We start from the raw sequence: 17,144 nt of genomic DNA on the forward strand, positions 1-17,144 counted from the left end.
TTCATTCTGTGCAATCGGTTGGAGGGTCTGTGATCAAGCAGCTCCGGGACTGGGTGAGCGCCCAGGATCTGGATGGAGAGCTGGCGGACTGGATCTCCCGGCCGAGTGTGAGCCGGACCGGCGAGGGCATGGCCGAGGCGGCGGCCCACGGTCTTCGGCTGTTACGCGCCTCGGGCCTGCACGCTCGCGAGGTCGAGACCGGTGGCTGGCCCGCACTGGTGGGTACGGCGGACGGGCCGGGGCCGCACGTGCTGATCTACGGTCACTACGACGTGCAGCCGGCCGGGCCGCTCGAACTGTGGACGACGCCGCCGTTCGTGCCGTCGATCCGTGACGGCCGGATGTACGGGCGCGGCACGGGCGACAACAAGGGGCAGCACCTCGCGCACCTGCTGGGGCTGCGTGCCCTGCGGGACCTGACCGGCGGATTTCCCTGCCGTGTCACGGTGTTGCTCGACGGCGAGGAGGAGATCGGCAGCCCCCACCTGGCCGCGGCCGTACGCCAGGTCGGTCAGCCGGATCTGGTGATCTGGAGCGATGGGCCCGTGCACGAATCGGGCCACGAGTGCGTGGTCCTCGGCGTGCGCGGCATCCTGATGTTCGAACTGCGCGCGCGAGGCGCGAACCGGCCGCTGCACTCGGGGAACTGGGGTGGGGTCGCGCCGAACCCGGCGTGGGCGTTGGTGCAGCTGCTGGCCACCATGCGGTCGGCGGACGGGACGGTCACCGTGGCCGGCTTCGCCGACGACGTCGCGCCGCTGACCGACGGTCAACGTGCCGCGCTGGAGGATTTCCCGGTGAACGTGGCCCAGACGCTCGAAGCGATCGGGGCGGACGGCCTGGAGCCGCCGCCCTGGCTGGGAATCCGTGCCCGCCTGACCCTGCCCACGTTGACCGTGAACTCGTTGAGCTGCGAGGACTCCGGCGACCACCGCGCGGTGATCCCTGACGTCGCCGTCGCCCGGTGCGAGGCCCGGCTGGTCGGCGGCCAGACACCCGGCCAGGTCGCCGACGCCATCCGGCGGCACGTCGCGAGGTACGCCCCGGATGTGGAGTTCAGGGCCGGCGCGGCCATGGCACCGTCCACCACGTTGCCCGAGACCCCTTATACGGCGACGATCGTCCAGGCGGTCGAGGACGTGCACGGGCGAAGACCGTTACTGGTTCCCTCGCTCGGTGGAAGCCTGCCGATGGCCGTGCTCAGCGACGGGCTCTCGTGCCCCTGTTACGGCGTGCCGCTGGCCAACGCCGACGAGGCCAACCACGCGGCCGACGAGAACCTCGACCTCGACCGGTTCCGCCGTGGGATCGTCGCCGCGGCGACGATCCAGCTCGCGTTGGCGGCCCACTCATGACCGTGTGGGGCGCCTGGCCCGCGAAGGAGGGCTTCGCGTACGTCAGCGACGAGTCCGGCCGGCCGCAGCCGTGGTTCCGGACCTGGACGGGCGAGCGGCTGCTGTTCCCGGTCGACGGCGCGGTCACCCGGCTGGCGTGGCGGCCCGACGAGACCCGCCTGCTCGCCGTGACGGACGTGACCGGCGGCCAGGACTACCGGCTGGCCGAGCTCGATCCGCGCACCGGCGAGGTGGAGTGGATAGCCGCCGGACCCGGTGTCAGGCGCGAGATAGGCGTGCCGTACTCGAGCGGGAGCCAGCCGTACAGCCCGGACGGCCGGCTGCTCGCGTACGCGACCAACGCACGCGACGCCACCTGCCTCGACGTCTACGTACGCGACCTGACGACCGGTGCGACCAGGATGGTCCTGGAGGGTGACGACCGGTACGTGCCGATGTGCTTCTCACCGGACTCCAGGTACCTGCTCGTCCTGAGGTTCCATCAGAACACCGACCAGGACCTGTTCGCCTGTGACCTCACGACCGGCCGCGTCCGGCACCTCACCCCGCACGAGGGCCCGGCGAAATACCAGCCGGGCGGGTGGACCGAGGAGGGGATCTACGTGTGTACCACCGAGGGCCGTGACTTCCTCGGTGTCGCTCTGCTCGTGCCCGGCCGGCCGTTGGAGTGGATCGCCACGCCGGACGCCGATGTGGAGAACGTGATCGTGGGTCCGCAGGTCGTCTGGACCGTGCCCCAGGACCAGCACACGACGCTGTGCACCTCGCGGACCGCGGTCGCGCTGCCGGGTTTCGCCTCCCAGCCGTTCGGTTACGACGGCTTCGTGCCGCGGTTCGCCGGGGACCGTCTGCTCGTACAGGTCGGCGCCGCCGACCGGGCGACCGAGTTCTTCCTGGTGGACCTCGCGACCGGCGAGTCACACCGGCTCACCGACTTCGGCGACGGGCTGCCCGGTGACCTCGTGGCGCCGGAGACGGTCCGGTTCACCGCGGCGGACGGACTGGAGATAAGCGGGCTGCTGTACCGCCCGCGTTCGGCGGCCGGCCCCGTCCCCGCGGTGCTGACCGTCCACGGCGGTCCGGAGTGGGCCGCGCTGCCGGTCCACGATCCGTTGATCCAGCGGTTGGTGCGGGCCGGGATGGCCGTGCTGGCGCCGAACGTGCGCGGGTCGACCGGACGGGGACTGGCCTATCAGCGGCTGATCTACCGGGACTGGGGAGGCGGCGACCTGACCGACTTCGACGCCGCCGCACGGTTCCTGCGGAGCCTGGACTGGGTGGACGGCGACCGGCTCGGTGTCCACGGGATGTCGTACGGCGGGTTCGCGGCGCTCAGTTGTCTGACCAGGCTGCCGCACCACTGGCGGGCCGGCGTCGCGATCTGCGGGCCGGCGGACCTGGAAACGGACGTCCGGGCCCTGCCGCCCACGTGGAGCCGGCGGGTCGTCGAGTGGATCGGGGACGTCGACGACCCGGAGGACCGGGCGAGGCTGAAGGCGGCGAGTCCGCTGACCCATGCGGCCGACATCCGGGCGCCGCTGCTGCTGGCACACGCGGAAGGCGACACCACCGTAGTCATCAACGGTACCGAGCAGCTCTACGAGACGCTGACCGGACTGGGCAAAACCGTCCGGTTCATCCGCCTCTCCCGCGGTCATCTGCCGGACGACCGAGAGGAACGGGACCGACTCGACACCGCTGTCGTGCAATGGTTCCGCGATCACCTCGCACCGTGCTCGAACACCCCGGAAAAGGATGCCGAACACCCCTAACCGGAGTGCGCGAATCCCGGCGAAGGCGTTTCCCGCGAACCCGGCGGATCGAAAGGAGCCGGTCTTCCGGCTGGGGAAGCAAATGCCGCGCAGGGCAGGAATCCCGAATTCCGACCGGCCGCCCGGGAGACCGGGGCCACACGCTGACCTGAAAACGACTGACGGGGCACACGCATTCATGAGAACACCCTTCGCCCGATCCCGCGGAAACCGACGACGGCCCCACCCCCGAACGCTCGCGCCATGAGACACGGCACGAGCACCGAACCAGTCACCTGCGACATCCACCCGACCGGCGGGAGCACGACCGCCCAGGCGCTGTCGATCGCCACCGGCCCGTCCTACTCCGTGCGTCACCGACCAGCACCCGAGAAAACCCTGAAGGGACGGCACAGAAAATGTCTCCTGCGGTCGCCGGCGCCGAGGCGCCATCCCGCCGACGCCTCGGCTGGATCCTGGCACTGCTGGCTTTTGCCCAGTGCATCTACGCGATCGACTACAGCATCGTCTTCGTGGCACTGCCCGAGATCCGTACCGGCATCGGCTTCTCCGCCCAGACACTCCAGTGGGTCGTCAGCGCCTACGCCGTCGCCTTCGGCGGCTTCCTGCTGCTCGGCGGCCGTGCGGCGGACCTGTTCGGACGCCGCCGGATGTTCATCTTCGGCCTGTTCCTGTACGCGGTCTCCTCGCTGGTCGGAGGGCTCGCGGGCGATCCGACGACCCTGATCGTCGCGCGTGCGGTGCAGGGCATCGGCGGCGCCTTCCTCGCCCCCTCCACGCTGTCACTGGTCACCACGACCTTCGCCGAAGGCCCCGAGCGCAACCGCGCGCTGGCGATCTGGGGCGGCGCGGGTGGCAGCGGCATGATCCTCGGTTCGCTGCTCGGCGGCGTACTGACGGGCGCGTTCGGCTGGGCGTCGATCTTCTTCGCCAACGTCCCGCTCGCCGGCGGTGCCATGCTGCTGGCGTTCGCCATCATCCCGAAGGACACCGACCGGACCGCCTCCGGGCGCAAGTTCGACCTGCCCGGTGCGCTGACCGCGACCATCGGATCGACGCTGCTGGTGTTCACCCTCGTCCAGGGACCGGTGTCGGGCTGGACCTCGCCGACCATCCTGATCACCGCGGCCGTCGCGGTGGCCGTGCTCGCCGCGTTCGTCACCATCGAAGGCCGCGGCCGGGACCCGCTGTTACCGCTTCGCCTGTTCCGTAACCGCAACCTGAGCACCGGTACCGTCGTCACCTTCATCTTCATGGGGACGTTCGGCGCGCTGCCCTACTTCTACACCCTCTACTGGCAGACCGTGCACGGCTACTCCGCGACGAAGAGCGGTATCGCCTTCCTCCTGCCGTGTGTGGGGGTGCTCATCGGCAACCTGTCCGGCGGGAAGCTGGCCACCCGCTTCGGGGTGCGTGCCACGCTGACCGGCGCGCTCCTCCTGGGGGTCGCCGGTACCGTGGCCTTCGCCTTCTCCGTCTCGCGGACCGGCTCCTACCTGGAGCTGGTACCGGGTGTGCTCATCCTCAGCCTCGGTCAGGGCACCGTGTTCACCGCGATGTACGCGGCGGCGACCACCGGGGTCGCGGCAGAGGAACAGGGCATCGCCTCGGGTGTCGCCTCGACCGGCCAGCAGGTCGGTGCCGCGGTCGGCCTGGCCGTGCTGGTGGCGGTCGCCAACTCCGGTCACGAAGGGCTGACCGGTGAGGCGCTGCGCGTCGCCACCGCCGAGGGAGTGCGCTCCGCCATGTGGGCCACCGTGGCCGGCATCGTGCTGATCGTGCTGGTCGTGATGAACTTCAGGCGGAGCCCGCAGGCTCCGGCCGCCGAGGAGCCCGAGAGGCAGGACGGCGTGACGTCCACCGCCTGACCTCCTGGCACGAACGAGCAAAAGATGATTCCACTCCGTGTCCGGGTCCACCGCGCACGGGTGGAATCACCTTTTCCCATCCGGAGCCGCTCGCCCGGCATGAGCACCGCGCACACCCCGGAGACCCGAGAGAGAAGGAGGCGCGACCCCAGTGCACCGGATCGTGAACGTGGTCGGTGTCGGCGGTTCGAGCCGGCCCGAGTCAACCGCCGAGCAGGCCCTGCGGACGGTACTGGACGCGGCGCAAAAACGCGGCGCGTCAGTGCGGCTGATCAGCGGACCCTCACTGGCCATGCCGCTGTACGACCCCCGGCACGGCGCCGGCGCACCGCAGGCCCGCCGGCTCCTGTCGGCCATAGCCGGCGCCGACGGCCTCGTCCTCGCCAGCCCCGCCTATCACGGCGGGATCTCCGGCCTGGTGAAGAACGCCCTGGACCACGTCGAGGAACTGCGCGAGGACATACGGCCCTACTTGAGTGAACGGGCCGTCGGATGCGTGGCGGTCGCCCATGGCTGGCAGGGCGCCGTCTCCACACTGGCCGCGCTGCGCGATGTGACCCACGCGCTGCGCGGCTGGCCCACACCACTGGGCGCCGCGATCAACATCTCGACGGTCCGCTTCTCGCCCGCCGGCGCCTGCGAGGACCCCCACGTCCAAGGACAGCTGGAGGAGATAGCGGCGCAGGTCGTCGAGTTCGCCACGATGCGTGTCCTCGCCGCGTCCAGAGAGGAGAACGCCCGGCGACGGGCTGCCGGGCACGCCGAATGAGATGACCCTCCAGCCCTGACCGCATGTCGGCCAACCCGGCAAGAGGCCGGCATCAGACCGCCTCGACACGGCTACAGATGACGACAGGTGCACCCGAGCGGGCCTGGTCGAGCAGGAGGCGAGCCGTGTTCTATTACGTCCTCAAGTACGTGCTGCTGGGCCCGCTGCTCAGGCTGGTCTTCCGGCCCCGGATCGAGGGGCTGGAGCGGGTGCCCGCGTCGGGTCCGGCGATCATCGCGGGCAATCACCTGTCGTTCTCCGACCACTTCCTGATGCCGGCGGTGCTGAAACGCCGCATCACCTTCCTCGCCAAGGCCGAGTACTTCACCGGTCCGGGGCTGAAGGGCCGGCTCACCGCGTTCTTCTTCCGCGGCGCCGGTCAGATCCCGGTGGACCGCTCCGGGAAGGAGGCGGGGCAGGCGGCGATCCGCGAGGGGCTCGGGGTGCTGCGCCGGGGCGAGTTGCTCGGCATCTATCCGGAGGGCACGCGGTCGCACGACGGCAGGCTGTACAAGGGCAAGGTCGGGGTCGCCGTGCTGGCGCTGACGGCGGGGGTGCCGGTGGTGCCCTGCGCGATGATCGGCACGTTCGAGGCCCAGCCGCCCGGCCGGGTCGTCCCGAGGATCCGCCCGGTGACGATCCGCTTCGGCGAGCCGCTGGACTTCTCCCGCTACGCGGGCCTGGAGCGGGAGAAGGCGGTGCTGCGCGCGGTCACCGACGAGATCGTCTACGCGATCCTCGCCTTGTCCGGGCAGGAGTACGTCGACGAGTACGCGGCCGTCGTCAAGGAGCGGCAGGCCGCCGGGGAGCGCGGGCCGCGCCGGACGCCGCTCGGCTGATCTCTGCCGTCGGCAGAAAATCCGCGACCGAGGCGGTGGGGGTGCCTAGGCTCGCCGCATGAGGAAAGCGGTGGTGATCGGGGCGGCCGGGCAGATCGGCCGTCCGGTGGTGGACGCGCTGGCCCGGGACGGCTGGGCGGTGACGGCGGCCTCGCGCGGCGGGGTCCGGGACGCCGACTGGGACGAGGGGGTGCGCACGGCCCGGCTGGACCGCGCGGACGGCGACGCCCTGGCCGCGCTGGTGGGCGACGGCTGTGAGCTGCTGGTCGACGTGGTCGCCTATGACGCCGGGCACGCCCGGCAGTTGACGTCGCTCGCGGACCGGATCGGCTCGGCGGTGGTGATCTCCAGCGTCGCCGTGTACGAGGACGGCTCCGGGCGGGGCTTCGACACCCAGGACGAGCCGGACGGCTTCCCCGCCTACCCGGTGCCGGTCCCCGAGACCCAGCCGACGGTCGCGCCGGGCGAGGCCACCTACAGCACCCGCAAGGCCGCGCTGGAGGCGGAGCTGCTCGCCGCCGGTGACACGTTCCCGGTCACGGTGTTGCGGCCGGGCGCGGTGCACGGGCCGTACAGTCCGCTGCCGCGCGAGCTGTACTTCGTCAAGCGGAACCTGGACGGCCGCGGGCGACGGGTGCTGGCGTACCGGGGCGAGAGCCGGTTCCATCCGTCGAGCACCCGGACCATCGCCGAGCTGGTGCGGCTGGCGGCGGCCCGGCCGGGTACGCGGGTGCTCAACGCCTGTGACGACGAGGCGCCGACGGTCGCGGAGATCGGCGCGGCGGTGGACGCCGTGATGGGGGCCGAGACCCGGACGGTGTGCCTGGACGGCCCGCCGGAGGGCTCGGTGGGGAGCACGCCCTGGTCGGTGCCGCGGCCGGTGGTGTGCGACATGTCCGCCGCTCGGCGCGAGCTGGGCTACCGGCCGGTGGTGTCGTACGCGGACAGTCTGCCCCGGACGGTGGAGTGGCTCGCCGGGATGGTGCGCGGGCGGGACTGGCGGGAGGCGTTTCCGCTGCTCGCGCAGGCGTACCCGGACCTGTTCGACTACGCGGCGGAGGACGCCTGGTGGGCGGCATAGCCGAGGGGCGGCCGGAAGCTCCGGCCGCCCCTGGTCGGCGTGGTGGCGCGGTTACGGCTTGGGCGTGGCGTGCGGGGCGCAGGTCACGTCCTTGCCGTCCAGCGCGCCCTTGAGCAGGTAGGCGTCGACGCGCTGGTTGACGCACGGGTTGACCAGGCCGGTCACGCCGTGGGAGCCCGCGTTCTTCTCGGTGATCAGACGAGAGCCCTGGAAGCGCTTGTGCAGCTCGACGGCGCCGCCGTAGGGGGTGGCGGCGTCCCGGGCGGACTGCACGATCAGCACCTTCGGCAGGCCCTTGTGGGTCTTGACCTCGACGGGGGTGTGCTGCTTGGCCGGCCAGGTGGCGCACGGCAGGTTCATCCAGGCGTTGGACCAGGTCAGGAAGGGGTGGTCCTGGTGGAGCCGGGTGTTGTCCCGGTTCCACTTCTGCCAGCTGGTGGGCCACTTGGCGTCGGCGCACTCGACGGCCGTGTAGACGGCGTTGCCGTTCTCGGAGGCGATGTTGCCCGCGGTGTCCGACAGGTCGGGGGCGGCGGCGTCGACCAGCGCCTGGGTGTCACCGGCGACGTACTTGCTGAAGACCGTGGCGACCGGCACCCACGAGGAGTCGTAGTACGGCGCGCTCTGGAAGAAGGAGATCAGCTCGGCCGGGCCGACGACGCCGCCGATCGGGTGCTTCTTGGCGGTGGCGCGCAGCTGGAGCCACTTGGCCTGGACGGCGGCGCGGGTGGTGCCGAGGTGGAAGGCGGCGTCGTTGGCGGCGACCCAGTCCTGCCAGTCCTGCCAGCGGCCCTCGAAGGCGACGTCCTGGTCCAGGTTGGCCTGGTACCAGATCTTCTCGCGGGAGGGGTCGACCACGCTGTCCACGACCATGCGGCGCAGGTGGCCCGGGAAGAGGGTGCCGTAGACGGCGCCGAGGTAGGTGCCGTAGGAGACGCCGAGGTAGTTGAGCTTCTTCTCGCCCAGCGCGGCGCGGATGACGTCCAGGTCGCGGGCGGTGTTGGGGGTGGTCATGTGCGGCAGCATCGCGCCGCTGCGCTCGGCACAGCCCTCGGCGTACGCACGGGCGAGCTTCCGCTGCGCGGTCTTGTCGGCCTCGCTGTCCGGCACGGGGTCCATCTTGGGCGCCTTGACGTACTCCTGCGGGTCGACGCAGGAGATGGGCGTGGAGTGGCCGACGCCGCGCGGGTCGAAGCCGACGAAGTCGTAGGCCTTGGCGACATTCGCCCAGATGGCGTTGTTGGTGGTGACCCGGCGCGGGAAGCGCAGACCGGAGCCGCCGGGGCCGCCGGGGTTGTAGACGAGGGCGCCCTGGCGCTCCTTCTTGGTGCCGGTGTTGCCGATGCGGTCCACGGCGAGCTTGATCTGCTTGCCGTGGGGGCGGGCGTAGTCCAGCGGCACGCTGACCCAGCCGCACTGGATGGGCTTCTCCAGCCCCCAGTCGGCCGGGCAGTCCCGCCACTTGATGCCCGCCTTCGCGGCCCGGGCGGCGGCTATCTCGGCGCCCTTGGCCTCCCGGTCCTGCGCGGGCCGGGAGGCGGCCCCGGCCACGGGCGCCGTCACGGCGCCGGCGATCAGGGTGGCGGTGACGAGTACTCCGGCGGAACCGAGCGCCAGCAGGCGGCTCTTCGGTCTGTTCTCCCTCACGTGGGCCCCTCCCCCTACCTCGATGCGAGTGGTCAGACGGGGATCCTCTCGGCTGTGAGGAGGCCGGGGACAGGGTTTTCCAGCCATCTTTACCAATCCGATAACCGGATGATCATGTCCCGTTGAGCGAAAGGGTGAGTGACCGGTCAGCCGAAGGCGGTCAGTACCTGGTCCAGGGTCCGGCGCAGGCTCAGCGCGTCCGGGGCGACCGCGCTGACGAGCGCGGCGGGGCCGGCGAGGGGGACCAGAGCGGCGTACTCGCCGAGTATCCGCGCGGGCACCGGGTCGGTCGCGAACTCCGGGCGTACGACGACCAGCTGGCCCACCGCCCGGTGACCGGCGAGCACCGCCGGACCGTCCCAGCCGCCCGGCGCGCCGGGTCCGCAGGACAGCTCCTGGTCCAGCACGGTCCGGCCCGCCACCCGTACGGTCAGCCGGCTGGTGAGCCGCCCGGGCTGCTCCCCGGTCCGCCCCAGCACCTGCTCCTCGCGCAGCACGAGCCGGGCGCCGGCGCCGAGTTCGGCCCGGGTGGTGACGTACAGGTCGCTGCCGTCGGCGGAGATCAACTGCTCGGGCAGCCAGCGCAGTTCGCCGCCGTCGGCCACGTCGAGCCGGACGTCGTACCGGGCCTCGCCCTTGGCCTGGCCCGGCAGGGCGAGGGTGGCGGCGGCCGACCCGACGTGCAGCCGGGCACCCTCCTCCACCCGGGCGTCCAGGGTGAAGCGGTCGCCACCGAGCGGCCCGCTCATCGCGCCGACGAGCACGACCTTCGCCCAGGCCCCGGCGGACCGGGTGCGACGCGGCGCCAGCGGGCCCTCGCCGTCCAGGACGGGCAGGGCCGTGCCGCCGCGCCCGTCGGCGCGGGCGACGATCCGGGCCCTGGCCCGGACCCGGACTCCCAAGGCGGTCACGCGGCCCACGCGGCGAGCCGCCCCCGCACCCACGCGGCCACGTCGGCGACGCCCCTGTCACCGCGCAACGACTGGAAGACCACCGGGAGTTCGGCGCGCTGCGCCTTGGCGTCGGCGGCCATCCGGGCGAGGTCGGAGCCGACGTACGGGGCGAGGTCGGTCTTGTTGACCACCAGCAGGTCGGCGGTGCTGACGCCGGGGCCGCCCTTGCGCGGGATGTCGTCGCCGCCGGCCACGTCGATCACGAAGATCTGGGCGTCCACGAGCCCCTTGGAGAAGGTGGCGGTGAGGTTGTCGCCGCCGGACTCCACGAGGATCAGGTCCAGCGGGCCGACCGCGTCCTCCAGGTCCTCCACCGCTTCGAGGTTGGCGGAGATGTCGTCGCGGATCGCGGTGTGCGGGCAGGCGCCCGTCTCGACGGCGGTGATCCGCTCGGGCGGCAGCACGGCCTCCCGGAGCAGGAACTCGGCGTCCTCGCGGGTGTAGATGTCGTTGGTGACGACCGCGAGGGACAACTCGTCGCGCAGCGCCCGGCACAGGGCGGCGACGGTGGCGGTCTTGCCGGACCCGACGGGCCCGCCGAGCCCGATCCGCAGGGCTCGGCGGGACCCGTCCGGGCGGTGGGCGTCCGCGCTGACGGCGGAGGGGGCGGGGTGGGAGTGGTCGAGGTGCATGGACGGCTCCTTGTGCGAGAGGCCTTGTACCGGTCGGGGGGACAAGAGGTACCGGCCGGGGGCGGAAGCTGTTGTTCAGACGGGTGGGCGGAAGGGCGGGCTCATGACGCGAACAGCCTCACCGGCCAGGCCGCGTGGGCCTGCGCCATGACCTCCAGCAGCGGGGCCGACACCGCCGGGAGCGCGTCGACGCCCTCGGCGGCCACCGACCGCGCAGCCTCCACCGCGGCGTCCGCGACCCGGTCCAGCTCGGGCGCCAGCCGGGCCAGCACGGCCGTCGCGTCGAACGGGTCGAGGCCGAGCAGCCGCACGGTGGCGGTCGCCGGTCCGCTCACGCTCTCGTAGACCGCGCAGTGGGCCGCGTCCCCGGGCGTGAGCCCGGCCGCCCGGGCGGCGAGTCCGAGCACGACCGGCTGGTGGGCACCCTTGGGGAACTCCCGGGCGAGCGCGTCCAGTTCGGCGCACGGCCAGGTCGTCCGCGCGGCCCGCAGCAGTTGCCGGCCCAGGCGCCGGGCGGCGGTCCTGAGCGCCGGGGACGGGGTGCGGGCGTCGGCCGCCGCGTCCAGTGCGCGCGGGTCGGCGCCGAGGACGGCCGCCGCCGCCAGCGCGCCCGCGATCAGCCCCGCGGTGTGCAGGCGGCCCCGGCAGAACTCCTCCAGGCTCGCGGGGTCGGTGATGCGTCCGGCCTTGACGGCGGCTTCGGCCCCGCCGGAGTGCGCGTGCCCTCCGGCGGGGAAGCGGCCGTCGGCCAGGACGAGCAGTGCTGCCCGTGTCATCGGAAGAACGCCTGTCAGAAGAGGAAGTAGCGCTGGGCCATGGGAAGTTCGGCGGCCGGGGTGGCCTCGACCAGCTCGCCGTCGATGTGCACGGCGAAGCTGTCGGGGTCGATCCGGACGTCCGGCAGGGCGTCGTTCTCGCGCATGTCGGCCTTGGTGACCGCGCGCGTGGACTCGATCGCCGCGAACCGCTTGCCGAGCCCGAGCCGCTCCGGCAGCCCGTCCTCGACGGCCAGGTGGGACACGAAGTTGACCGAGTTGGCGGCGGGGGCCCGGCCGATCGCGCCGTACATCGGGCGGGGCAGGATCGGCTGCGGGGTGGGGATGGAGGCGTTGGCGTCGCCCATCTGCGCGTACGCGATCTGCCCGCCCTTGAGCACCAGCAGCGGCTTGACCCCGAAGAACGCGGGCTCCCACAGCACCAGGTCGGCGAGCTTGCCGCTCTCCACGGAGCCGGTCTCGGCGGCCAGGCCCTGGGCGAGCGCCGGGTTGATGGTGTACTTGGCGACATAGCGCCGTACCCGGTGGTTGTCGGCGCGCCCGTCGCTGGGCAGCGCGCCCCGCCGGCGCTTCATGACGTGCGCGGTCTGCCAGGTGCGCAGGACGACCTCGCCGACCCGGCCCATGGCCTGGGAGTCGGAGGAGATGATCGAGATCGCGCCGAGGTCGTGGAGGATGTCCTCCGCGCCGATGGTGGACGGCCGGATCCGGGACTCGGCGAACGCCAGGTCCTCGGGGACGGCCGGGTTGAGGTGGTGGCACACCATCAGCATGTCGAGGTGTTCCTCGGTGGTGTTGACGGTGAAGGGCCGGGTCGGGTTGGTGGAGCTGGGCAGGACGTTGGCCTGCGAGACCACCGTCATGATGTCGGGCGCGTGACCGCCGCCGGCGCCCTCGGTGTGGTACGAGTGGATGCCCCGGCCCGCGATCGCGGCGAGGGTGTCGCCGACGAAGCCCGCCTCGTTCAGGGTGTCGGTGTGGATGGCGACCTGGATGCCGGTCCGGTCGGCGACGGTGAGCGCGGCGTCGATGACGGCGGGGGTGGAGCCCCAGTCCTCGTGCAGCTTCAGCCCGACGGCGCCGCCGCGGATCTGGGAGAGCATCGCCTCGTGGCTGACGGTGTTTCCCTTGCCGAGGAAGCCGACGTTGACCGGGTAGGCCTCCATCGCCTCCAGCATCCGGGCCAGGTGCCAGGGGCCGGGGGTGACGGTGGTGGCCTTGGAGCCCTCGGCGGGTCCGGTGCCGCCGCCGACCAGGGTGGTGATGCCGGAGGCCAGCGCCTCGTCGGCGACCTGGGGGCAGATGAAGTGGACGTGGGCGTCGATGGCGCCCGCGGTCAGGATGCGGCCGTTGCCCGCGATGATCTCGGTCTCCGGGCCGATGACCAGGTCGGGGTGGACGCCGTCCATGGTGTCGGGGTTGCCGGCCTTGCCGAGGGCGGTGATCCGGCCGTCGCGGATGCCGACGTCGGCCTTGACGATGCCCCAGTGGTCCACGACGACGGCACCGGTGATCACGGTGTCGGGGGCGCCCTCGGCGCGGGTGGCGCGGGACTGGCCCATGGACTCGCGGATGACCTTGCCGCCGCCGAAGACCGCCTCGTCACCGGAGGCGCCGGGGCCGCCGGAGCGGTCCTCCTCGATCTCGATCAGCAGATCGGTGTCGGCGAGCCGGATGCGGTCGCCGGTGGTGGGGCCGAACAGGTCGGCGTAGGCGCCGCGGGAGATCTCAGGCATCGAGGGCACCTCCGGTCTCGCCGCGCAGCCCGGGCACGATCCGGGCGCCGGACAGCGGCACCAGTTCGACCTCGACGGGGATGCCGGGTTCGAAGCGGACGGCGGTGCCGGCGGCGACGTTCAGGCGCCGGCCGCGGGCGGCGGCGCGGTCGAACTCCAGGCCGGGGTTTGCCTCGGCGAAGTGGTAGTGGGAGCCGACCTGGACGGGCCGGTCGGCGGCGTTGAGAACAGTCAGACGAGTGACATCACAGCCGTCGTTGAAGGTGACGGGCTCGTCCGCGAACAGGATCTCTCCGGGAATCATCGCGGCGCCCTCAGATGATCGGCTCGTGGACGGTGACGAGCTTGGTGCCGTCCGGGAAGGTGGCCTCCACCTGCACGTCACGGATCATCTCGGCAACGCCGTCCATGACATCACCCCTGGTCAGGACCTTGCGGCCGGAGGACATCAGCTCGGCGACCGTGCGGCCGTCGCGCGCGCCCTCCAGGACGTGCGACGTGATGAGGGCGACCGCTTCGGGGTGGTTGAGCTTCAGTCCGCGGGCCTTGCGCTTCTCTGCGACGTCGGCCGCCACATGGATCAGCAGCCTCTCCTGCTCGTGCGGGGTCAGTTGCACGTCCCACCTCACTGTCCTTGCTCCGGACCGTGCGGGGTCCGGTTGCCGCAGCCATCACGACGGGATAGGTGTAACACACAGACAAATTCCCCGGATCGCTCTCAATTCCGGGCAGAAAAACCCCTGATGGCATGGAGGGGCAGGCTAGAGCGCCGGAGTTTCAACGACGTTAACCAGACCTTGGCCGGCCCATGACCGCGCTATGGGCTCCGGCAGAGACAGCGGCGGACCGACTCAGGGAGCACCCGGCCGACGGTGCTCCGCCGCTATCCCGAAGCGCTGCCTCTCCTGCGGCACCGCACCCGCGTCGTGCACCCCGGAGACCGAGCTGATGACCCGCTCCTCGCCCGGTTCGTCCCGCGCGTCCAGCGCGTCCAGCCGCTCCAGGTCGGCGGCCGAGACCAGCGCGACCAGCGGCTTGCCGTGCCGGGTCACGACGACGCGCTCACCGCCGTACACCACCCGGTTGATCAGGTCGGCGAGCTCAGCCCTGGCTTGCGTCACCGGAATCTCGTAGGCCATACCCCCATCATAACGTGCCGTACGTCCTGTACATTCTGTACAGAAGTCGAGCCCATCGGGGCCTCGTCAGAGGAGGCGTATGTCCATGCACCGACCGTCCGCCCGGCACGTCCTGCCCGAATTCACCGAGCGCTCCGGGGGCACCGTGCGCACCCTGGACCCGTACGCGCGGCTCTTCCAGGACCGGATCGTCTTCCTCGGCGCACCGGTCGACGACGCGACGGCCGGCGATGTGACGGCCCAGCTGATGTATCTGGAACACCAGGCGCCGGAGCGGGACATCACGCTGTACATCAATTCGCCCGGCGGTTCCCTCGACGCCATGGCGGCGGTCTACGACACGATGCGCTACGTCAGCTGCGACGTGGCGGCCTACTGCCTGGGCCAGGCCGCCGGCCCGGCCGCGGTGCTGCTCGCGGCCGGCACCCCGGGCAAGCGGTTCATGCTGCCCGGCGCCCGCGTCGTGCTCGAACAGCCGGCGCTGCCCGAGCCGGTGCGCGGACGGCCCAGCGACCTGTTCGTCCGGGCCGAGGAGCTGACCCGGGTCCGCGCCACCCTGGAGGAGATGCTCGTCCGGCACACGGGGCGCACGGCCGCGCAGGTCCACGAGGACCTGGAGCGCGACCTGATCCTGGACGCCCCCGGGGCGCTGGCGTACGGTCTGGTCGACGGCATCGTGCCCAGCCGCCGGGACACGTCCGGCGCACCGGACGCGAGGTGAGCCGCCCATGCTGCCGGACCTGCCGCCGCTGCCCGCCCTGACCCGTGCCGAGGGCGAGTTGATCGATCGTTATCTGGAGGCCGTCGACCTGCTGGGCCGGGTCAATCCGGCCCGGCACGGGCCCACGTACGGCGGGTTGCGCGCCGCCCAGGCCCTGGTGCGCAAGGCGGCAGAGCTGCGGGACGCGCTCGCGCTGATGCACCAGCGGGGCGAGACGGAGCTGCACGGGGACACGCTGGCACGGGCACTGCGGGTGCTGGACGGCGAGCGCCGGGCCGCTCGCGTCGCGCTCCCGCCGGACGACGTCGGCTGAGGCGGACACCGGTCCGGCCCGGCGGCACCGATATGTCGACACGCGTCGTTCGGACCGGAGTTGAAACGGCCCGAACGACGTACCGCCGACCGGTGTACATCCCGATCGTTTTCCGGGCCTCCCGAGTTGCGCAAGGCACGGGTCCGTCGATCGCCGACGAGGACATCACCCCAGGTCCGGGGCTACGACGATGATCTGACGTAGCCTCGAACAGAGCACTGTCCACCCGAACGGGTGAGTGGTGAGGAACACCACAAATCCCCGATTCCGTTGGGATTTTCAGACAGTTGTGAGCCAAGATCCCTGTCTGACGACAAGCCCCCGCCACCGCGGCGGGGCGATCCGGGCGGACGCCGAGTCCTGCCGCCGCCCGGATGACCGGTCGACGGAAGTGGATCGGCAGGAGTGGAGGACCCAAGCAAGGCGGGTTCGCCGGTACGGAAGTCCAGTCGTCCGACACGGGTCGGGCGGGGGGCGGAGGTTCCGGGCGGCCCTTGGGGTGAAGCCGTGGCAACGCGGCCGGGCTACTTCGCCAGCCCGAATCCGACAGGTCATCCTTCACAGGCGGCTGACGAAGGGTTGCGCATGACTGCGCTCAATCGAGTCCCGTCGCTGATGGCCCGGGCCGGTACGGCCTCGGCACTCACCCTCGCCGCCGTGGGCGGCTCGATCGCGGTGCCCGGTCTCGCCACGGACGCCTCCGCCGCGACGATCGCGTCGAAGGCTCTCAAGGTCGCGGCATCCAAGAAGGGTGCGCCGTACCGGTGGGGGGCCACCGGACCGAACAGGTTCGACTGCTCGGGGCTGACCGTGTACTCGTTCAAGAAGGCCGGCAAGAAGCTGCCGCGCACCGCCGCCCAGCAGTACAACAAGTCGCGACACATCTCCGCCCGCAACCGCAAGGCCGGCGACCTGGTCTTCTTCCACTCGGGCTCCAGCGTCTACCACGTCGGCATCTACGCCGGCCACAACAAGATCTGGCACGCCCCGAAGACCGGGGACGTGGTGAAGCTCCAGAAGATCTGGTCCAAGAGCGTCTGGTACGGCCGGGTCGGCTGACCCGCCCGCACGACCGGGAGCGGCTCCGTCGACAGGGCCGCTCCAGCCCACCGCCGACACCTCCTCTCCCGACCGCCTGAAGCCGTGGGGCGGCGGGGACCTTGGGAGCCGACCGCGACCGCCATGGAGACCAGACGTGCGGGGCCCGGTGGGCGTGCACCCAGACGAGCGAGGCCCCGCGGGTGCGGGCCCAGACGGGCGTGGGGCCAGGCGGGCGAGGCCCGGCGGGTGCGGGCCCAGGCGGGCGTGGGGGCAGCCAAGCCTGGGGCCCAGACGGGCGCGCGGCCGCTGACGAGACGTCCGGCTGAAAAGTGACGTCCAACCAGGAAGGCGCCGTCTCCGGGCACGGGCGGCGGGCTCGGGTCCGGAACGCTCGGCGGCCCACCACGGCCGCCTTCCGGCACGGACGGTCAGGCTCGGGCCTGGGGCGCTCGGCGGACCGTCACGGCCCCCTCCAAGCGCGGGCTGACGGCTCGGACCCAGG

17 protein-coding genes are annotated in these 17,144 nt (G+C 72.0%); 9 read left to right on the forward strand and 8 right to left on the reverse strand.

What is annotated here, in order from left to right:
* The first annotated feature begins 29 nt into the window (after positions 1-29).
* The 6 genes from Srubr_RS03680 (at position 30) to Srubr_RS03705 (ending at position 7,684) form a co-directional block, all read left to right on the forward strand.
* Positions 30-1,355 carry a M20/M25/M40 family metallo-hydrolase gene (locus Srubr_RS03680; RefSeq protein WP_189993608.1) on the forward strand — a complete coding sequence of 442 codons (1,326 nt, stop codon included), beginning with the start codon at positions 30-32 and terminating at the stop codon, positions 1,353-1,355.
* Positions 1,352-3,127: a S9 family peptidase gene (locus Srubr_RS03685; RefSeq protein ID WP_189993610.1), complete on the forward strand. Its 1,776-nt coding sequence runs from the start codon at positions 1,352-1,354 to the stop codon at positions 3,125-3,127. Before Srubr_RS03680 ends, Srubr_RS03685 begins: the two co-directional genes overlap by 4 nt.
* Before the next feature lie 398 nt (positions 3,128-3,525).
* Positions 3,526-4,995: an MFS transporter gene (locus tag Srubr_RS03690; protein WP_189993612.1), complete on the forward strand. Its 1,470-nt coding sequence runs from the start codon at positions 3,526-3,528 to the stop codon at positions 4,993-4,995.
* Between the two features lie 151 nt (positions 4,996-5,146).
* The gene (locus Srubr_RS03695; protein WP_189993614.1) at positions 5,147-5,764 is read left to right on the forward strand and encodes an NADPH-dependent FMN reductase; all 618 of its coding nucleotides are present in this window, start codon (positions 5,147-5,149) and stop codon (positions 5,762-5,764) included.
* A gap of 125 nt (positions 5,765-5,889) precedes the next feature.
* A complete protein-coding gene (locus Srubr_RS03700; RefSeq protein ID WP_189993616.1) occupies positions 5,890-6,603 on the forward strand; it encodes a lysophospholipid acyltransferase family protein in 714 nt (237 codons plus the stop codon).
* A gap of 58 nt (positions 6,604-6,661) precedes the next feature.
* Positions 6,662-7,684 (forward strand): NAD-dependent epimerase/dehydratase family protein, encoded by a 1,023-nt coding sequence (locus Srubr_RS03705; RefSeq protein ID WP_229926606.1) that lies wholly within the window; start codon positions 6,662-6,664, stop codon positions 7,682-7,684.
* Between the two features lie 51 nt (positions 7,685-7,735).
* On the opposite strand, the gene Srubr_RS03710 is transcribed toward Srubr_RS03705, so the two are convergent.
* The 8 genes from Srubr_RS03710 to Srubr_RS03745 form a co-directional block, all read right to left on the reverse strand.
* Complete coding sequence (locus Srubr_RS03710; RefSeq protein WP_189993618.1) at positions 7,736-9,331, reverse strand: alpha/beta hydrolase; 1,596 nt, start codon at positions 9,329-9,331, stop codon at positions 7,736-7,738.
* A gap of 146 nt (positions 9,332-9,477) precedes the next feature.
* Entirely contained in the window at positions 9,478-10,251 is a 774-nt protein-coding gene (locus Srubr_RS03715) for an urease accessory protein UreD (protein WP_229926607.1), read from the reverse strand.
* A complete protein-coding gene (gene ureG / locus Srubr_RS03720; protein ID WP_189993620.1) occupies positions 10,239-10,916 on the reverse strand; it encodes an urease accessory protein UreG in 678 nt (225 codons plus the stop codon). Before ureG ends, Srubr_RS03715 begins: the two co-directional genes overlap by 13 nt.
* 101 nt (positions 10,917-11,017) lie before the next feature.
* Entirely contained in the window at positions 11,018-11,692 is a 675-nt protein-coding gene (locus tag Srubr_RS03725; RefSeq protein ID WP_189993622.1) for an urease accessory protein UreF, read from the reverse strand.
* Positions 11,693-11,706: 14 nt separating this feature from the next.
* The gene (locus tag Srubr_RS03730; RefSeq protein ID WP_189993624.1) at positions 11,707-13,428 is read right to left on the reverse strand and encodes an urease subunit alpha; all 1,722 of its coding nucleotides are present in this window, start codon (positions 13,426-13,428) and stop codon (positions 11,707-11,709) included.
* Positions 13,421-13,732, reverse strand: coding sequence for an urease subunit beta (locus Srubr_RS03735; RefSeq protein WP_189993642.1), 312 nt, complete (start codon positions 13,730-13,732; stop codon positions 13,421-13,423). Before Srubr_RS03735 ends, Srubr_RS03730 begins: the two co-directional genes overlap by 8 nt.
* Before the next feature lie 10 nt (positions 13,733-13,742).
* Positions 13,743-14,045, reverse strand: coding sequence for an urease subunit gamma (locus tag Srubr_RS03740; RefSeq protein ID WP_189993644.1), 303 nt, complete (start codon positions 14,043-14,045; stop codon positions 13,743-13,745).
* Between the two features lie 234 nt (positions 14,046-14,279).
* On the reverse strand, positions 14,280-14,567 hold the full coding sequence (locus tag Srubr_RS03745; protein ID WP_189993646.1) for a type II toxin-antitoxin system Phd/YefM family antitoxin: 288 nt from the start codon (positions 14,565-14,567) through the stop codon (positions 14,280-14,282).
* An 85-nt stretch (positions 14,568-14,652) separates the two neighbouring features.
* Here Srubr_RS03745 and Srubr_RS03750 point away from each other — a divergent pair, with 85 nt between their 5' ends.
* The 3 genes from Srubr_RS03750 (at position 14,653) to Srubr_RS03760 (ending at position 16,660) form a co-directional block, all read left to right on the forward strand.
* On the forward strand, positions 14,653-15,288 hold the full coding sequence (locus tag Srubr_RS03750; protein WP_189993648.1) for an ATP-dependent Clp protease proteolytic subunit: 636 nt from the start codon (positions 14,653-14,655) through the stop codon (positions 15,286-15,288).
* A gap of 7 nt (positions 15,289-15,295) precedes the next feature.
* Positions 15,296-15,601 carry a hypothetical protein gene (locus Srubr_RS03755; protein WP_030775161.1) on the forward strand — a complete coding sequence of 102 codons (306 nt, stop codon included), beginning with the start codon at positions 15,296-15,298 and terminating at the stop codon, positions 15,599-15,601.
* A gap of 585 nt (positions 15,602-16,186) precedes the next feature.
* Positions 16,187-16,660, forward strand: a complete 474-nt coding sequence (locus tag Srubr_RS03760; RefSeq protein WP_189993650.1) for a C40 family peptidase — start codon at positions 16,187-16,189, stop codon at positions 16,658-16,660.
* Positions 16,661-17,144: the final 484 nt, after the last annotated feature.

It is taken from the genome of Streptomyces rubradiris (assembly GCF_016860525.1).
Classification (GTDB): Bacteria; Actinomycetota; Actinomycetes; order Streptomycetales; family Streptomycetaceae; genus Streptomyces; species Streptomyces rubradiris.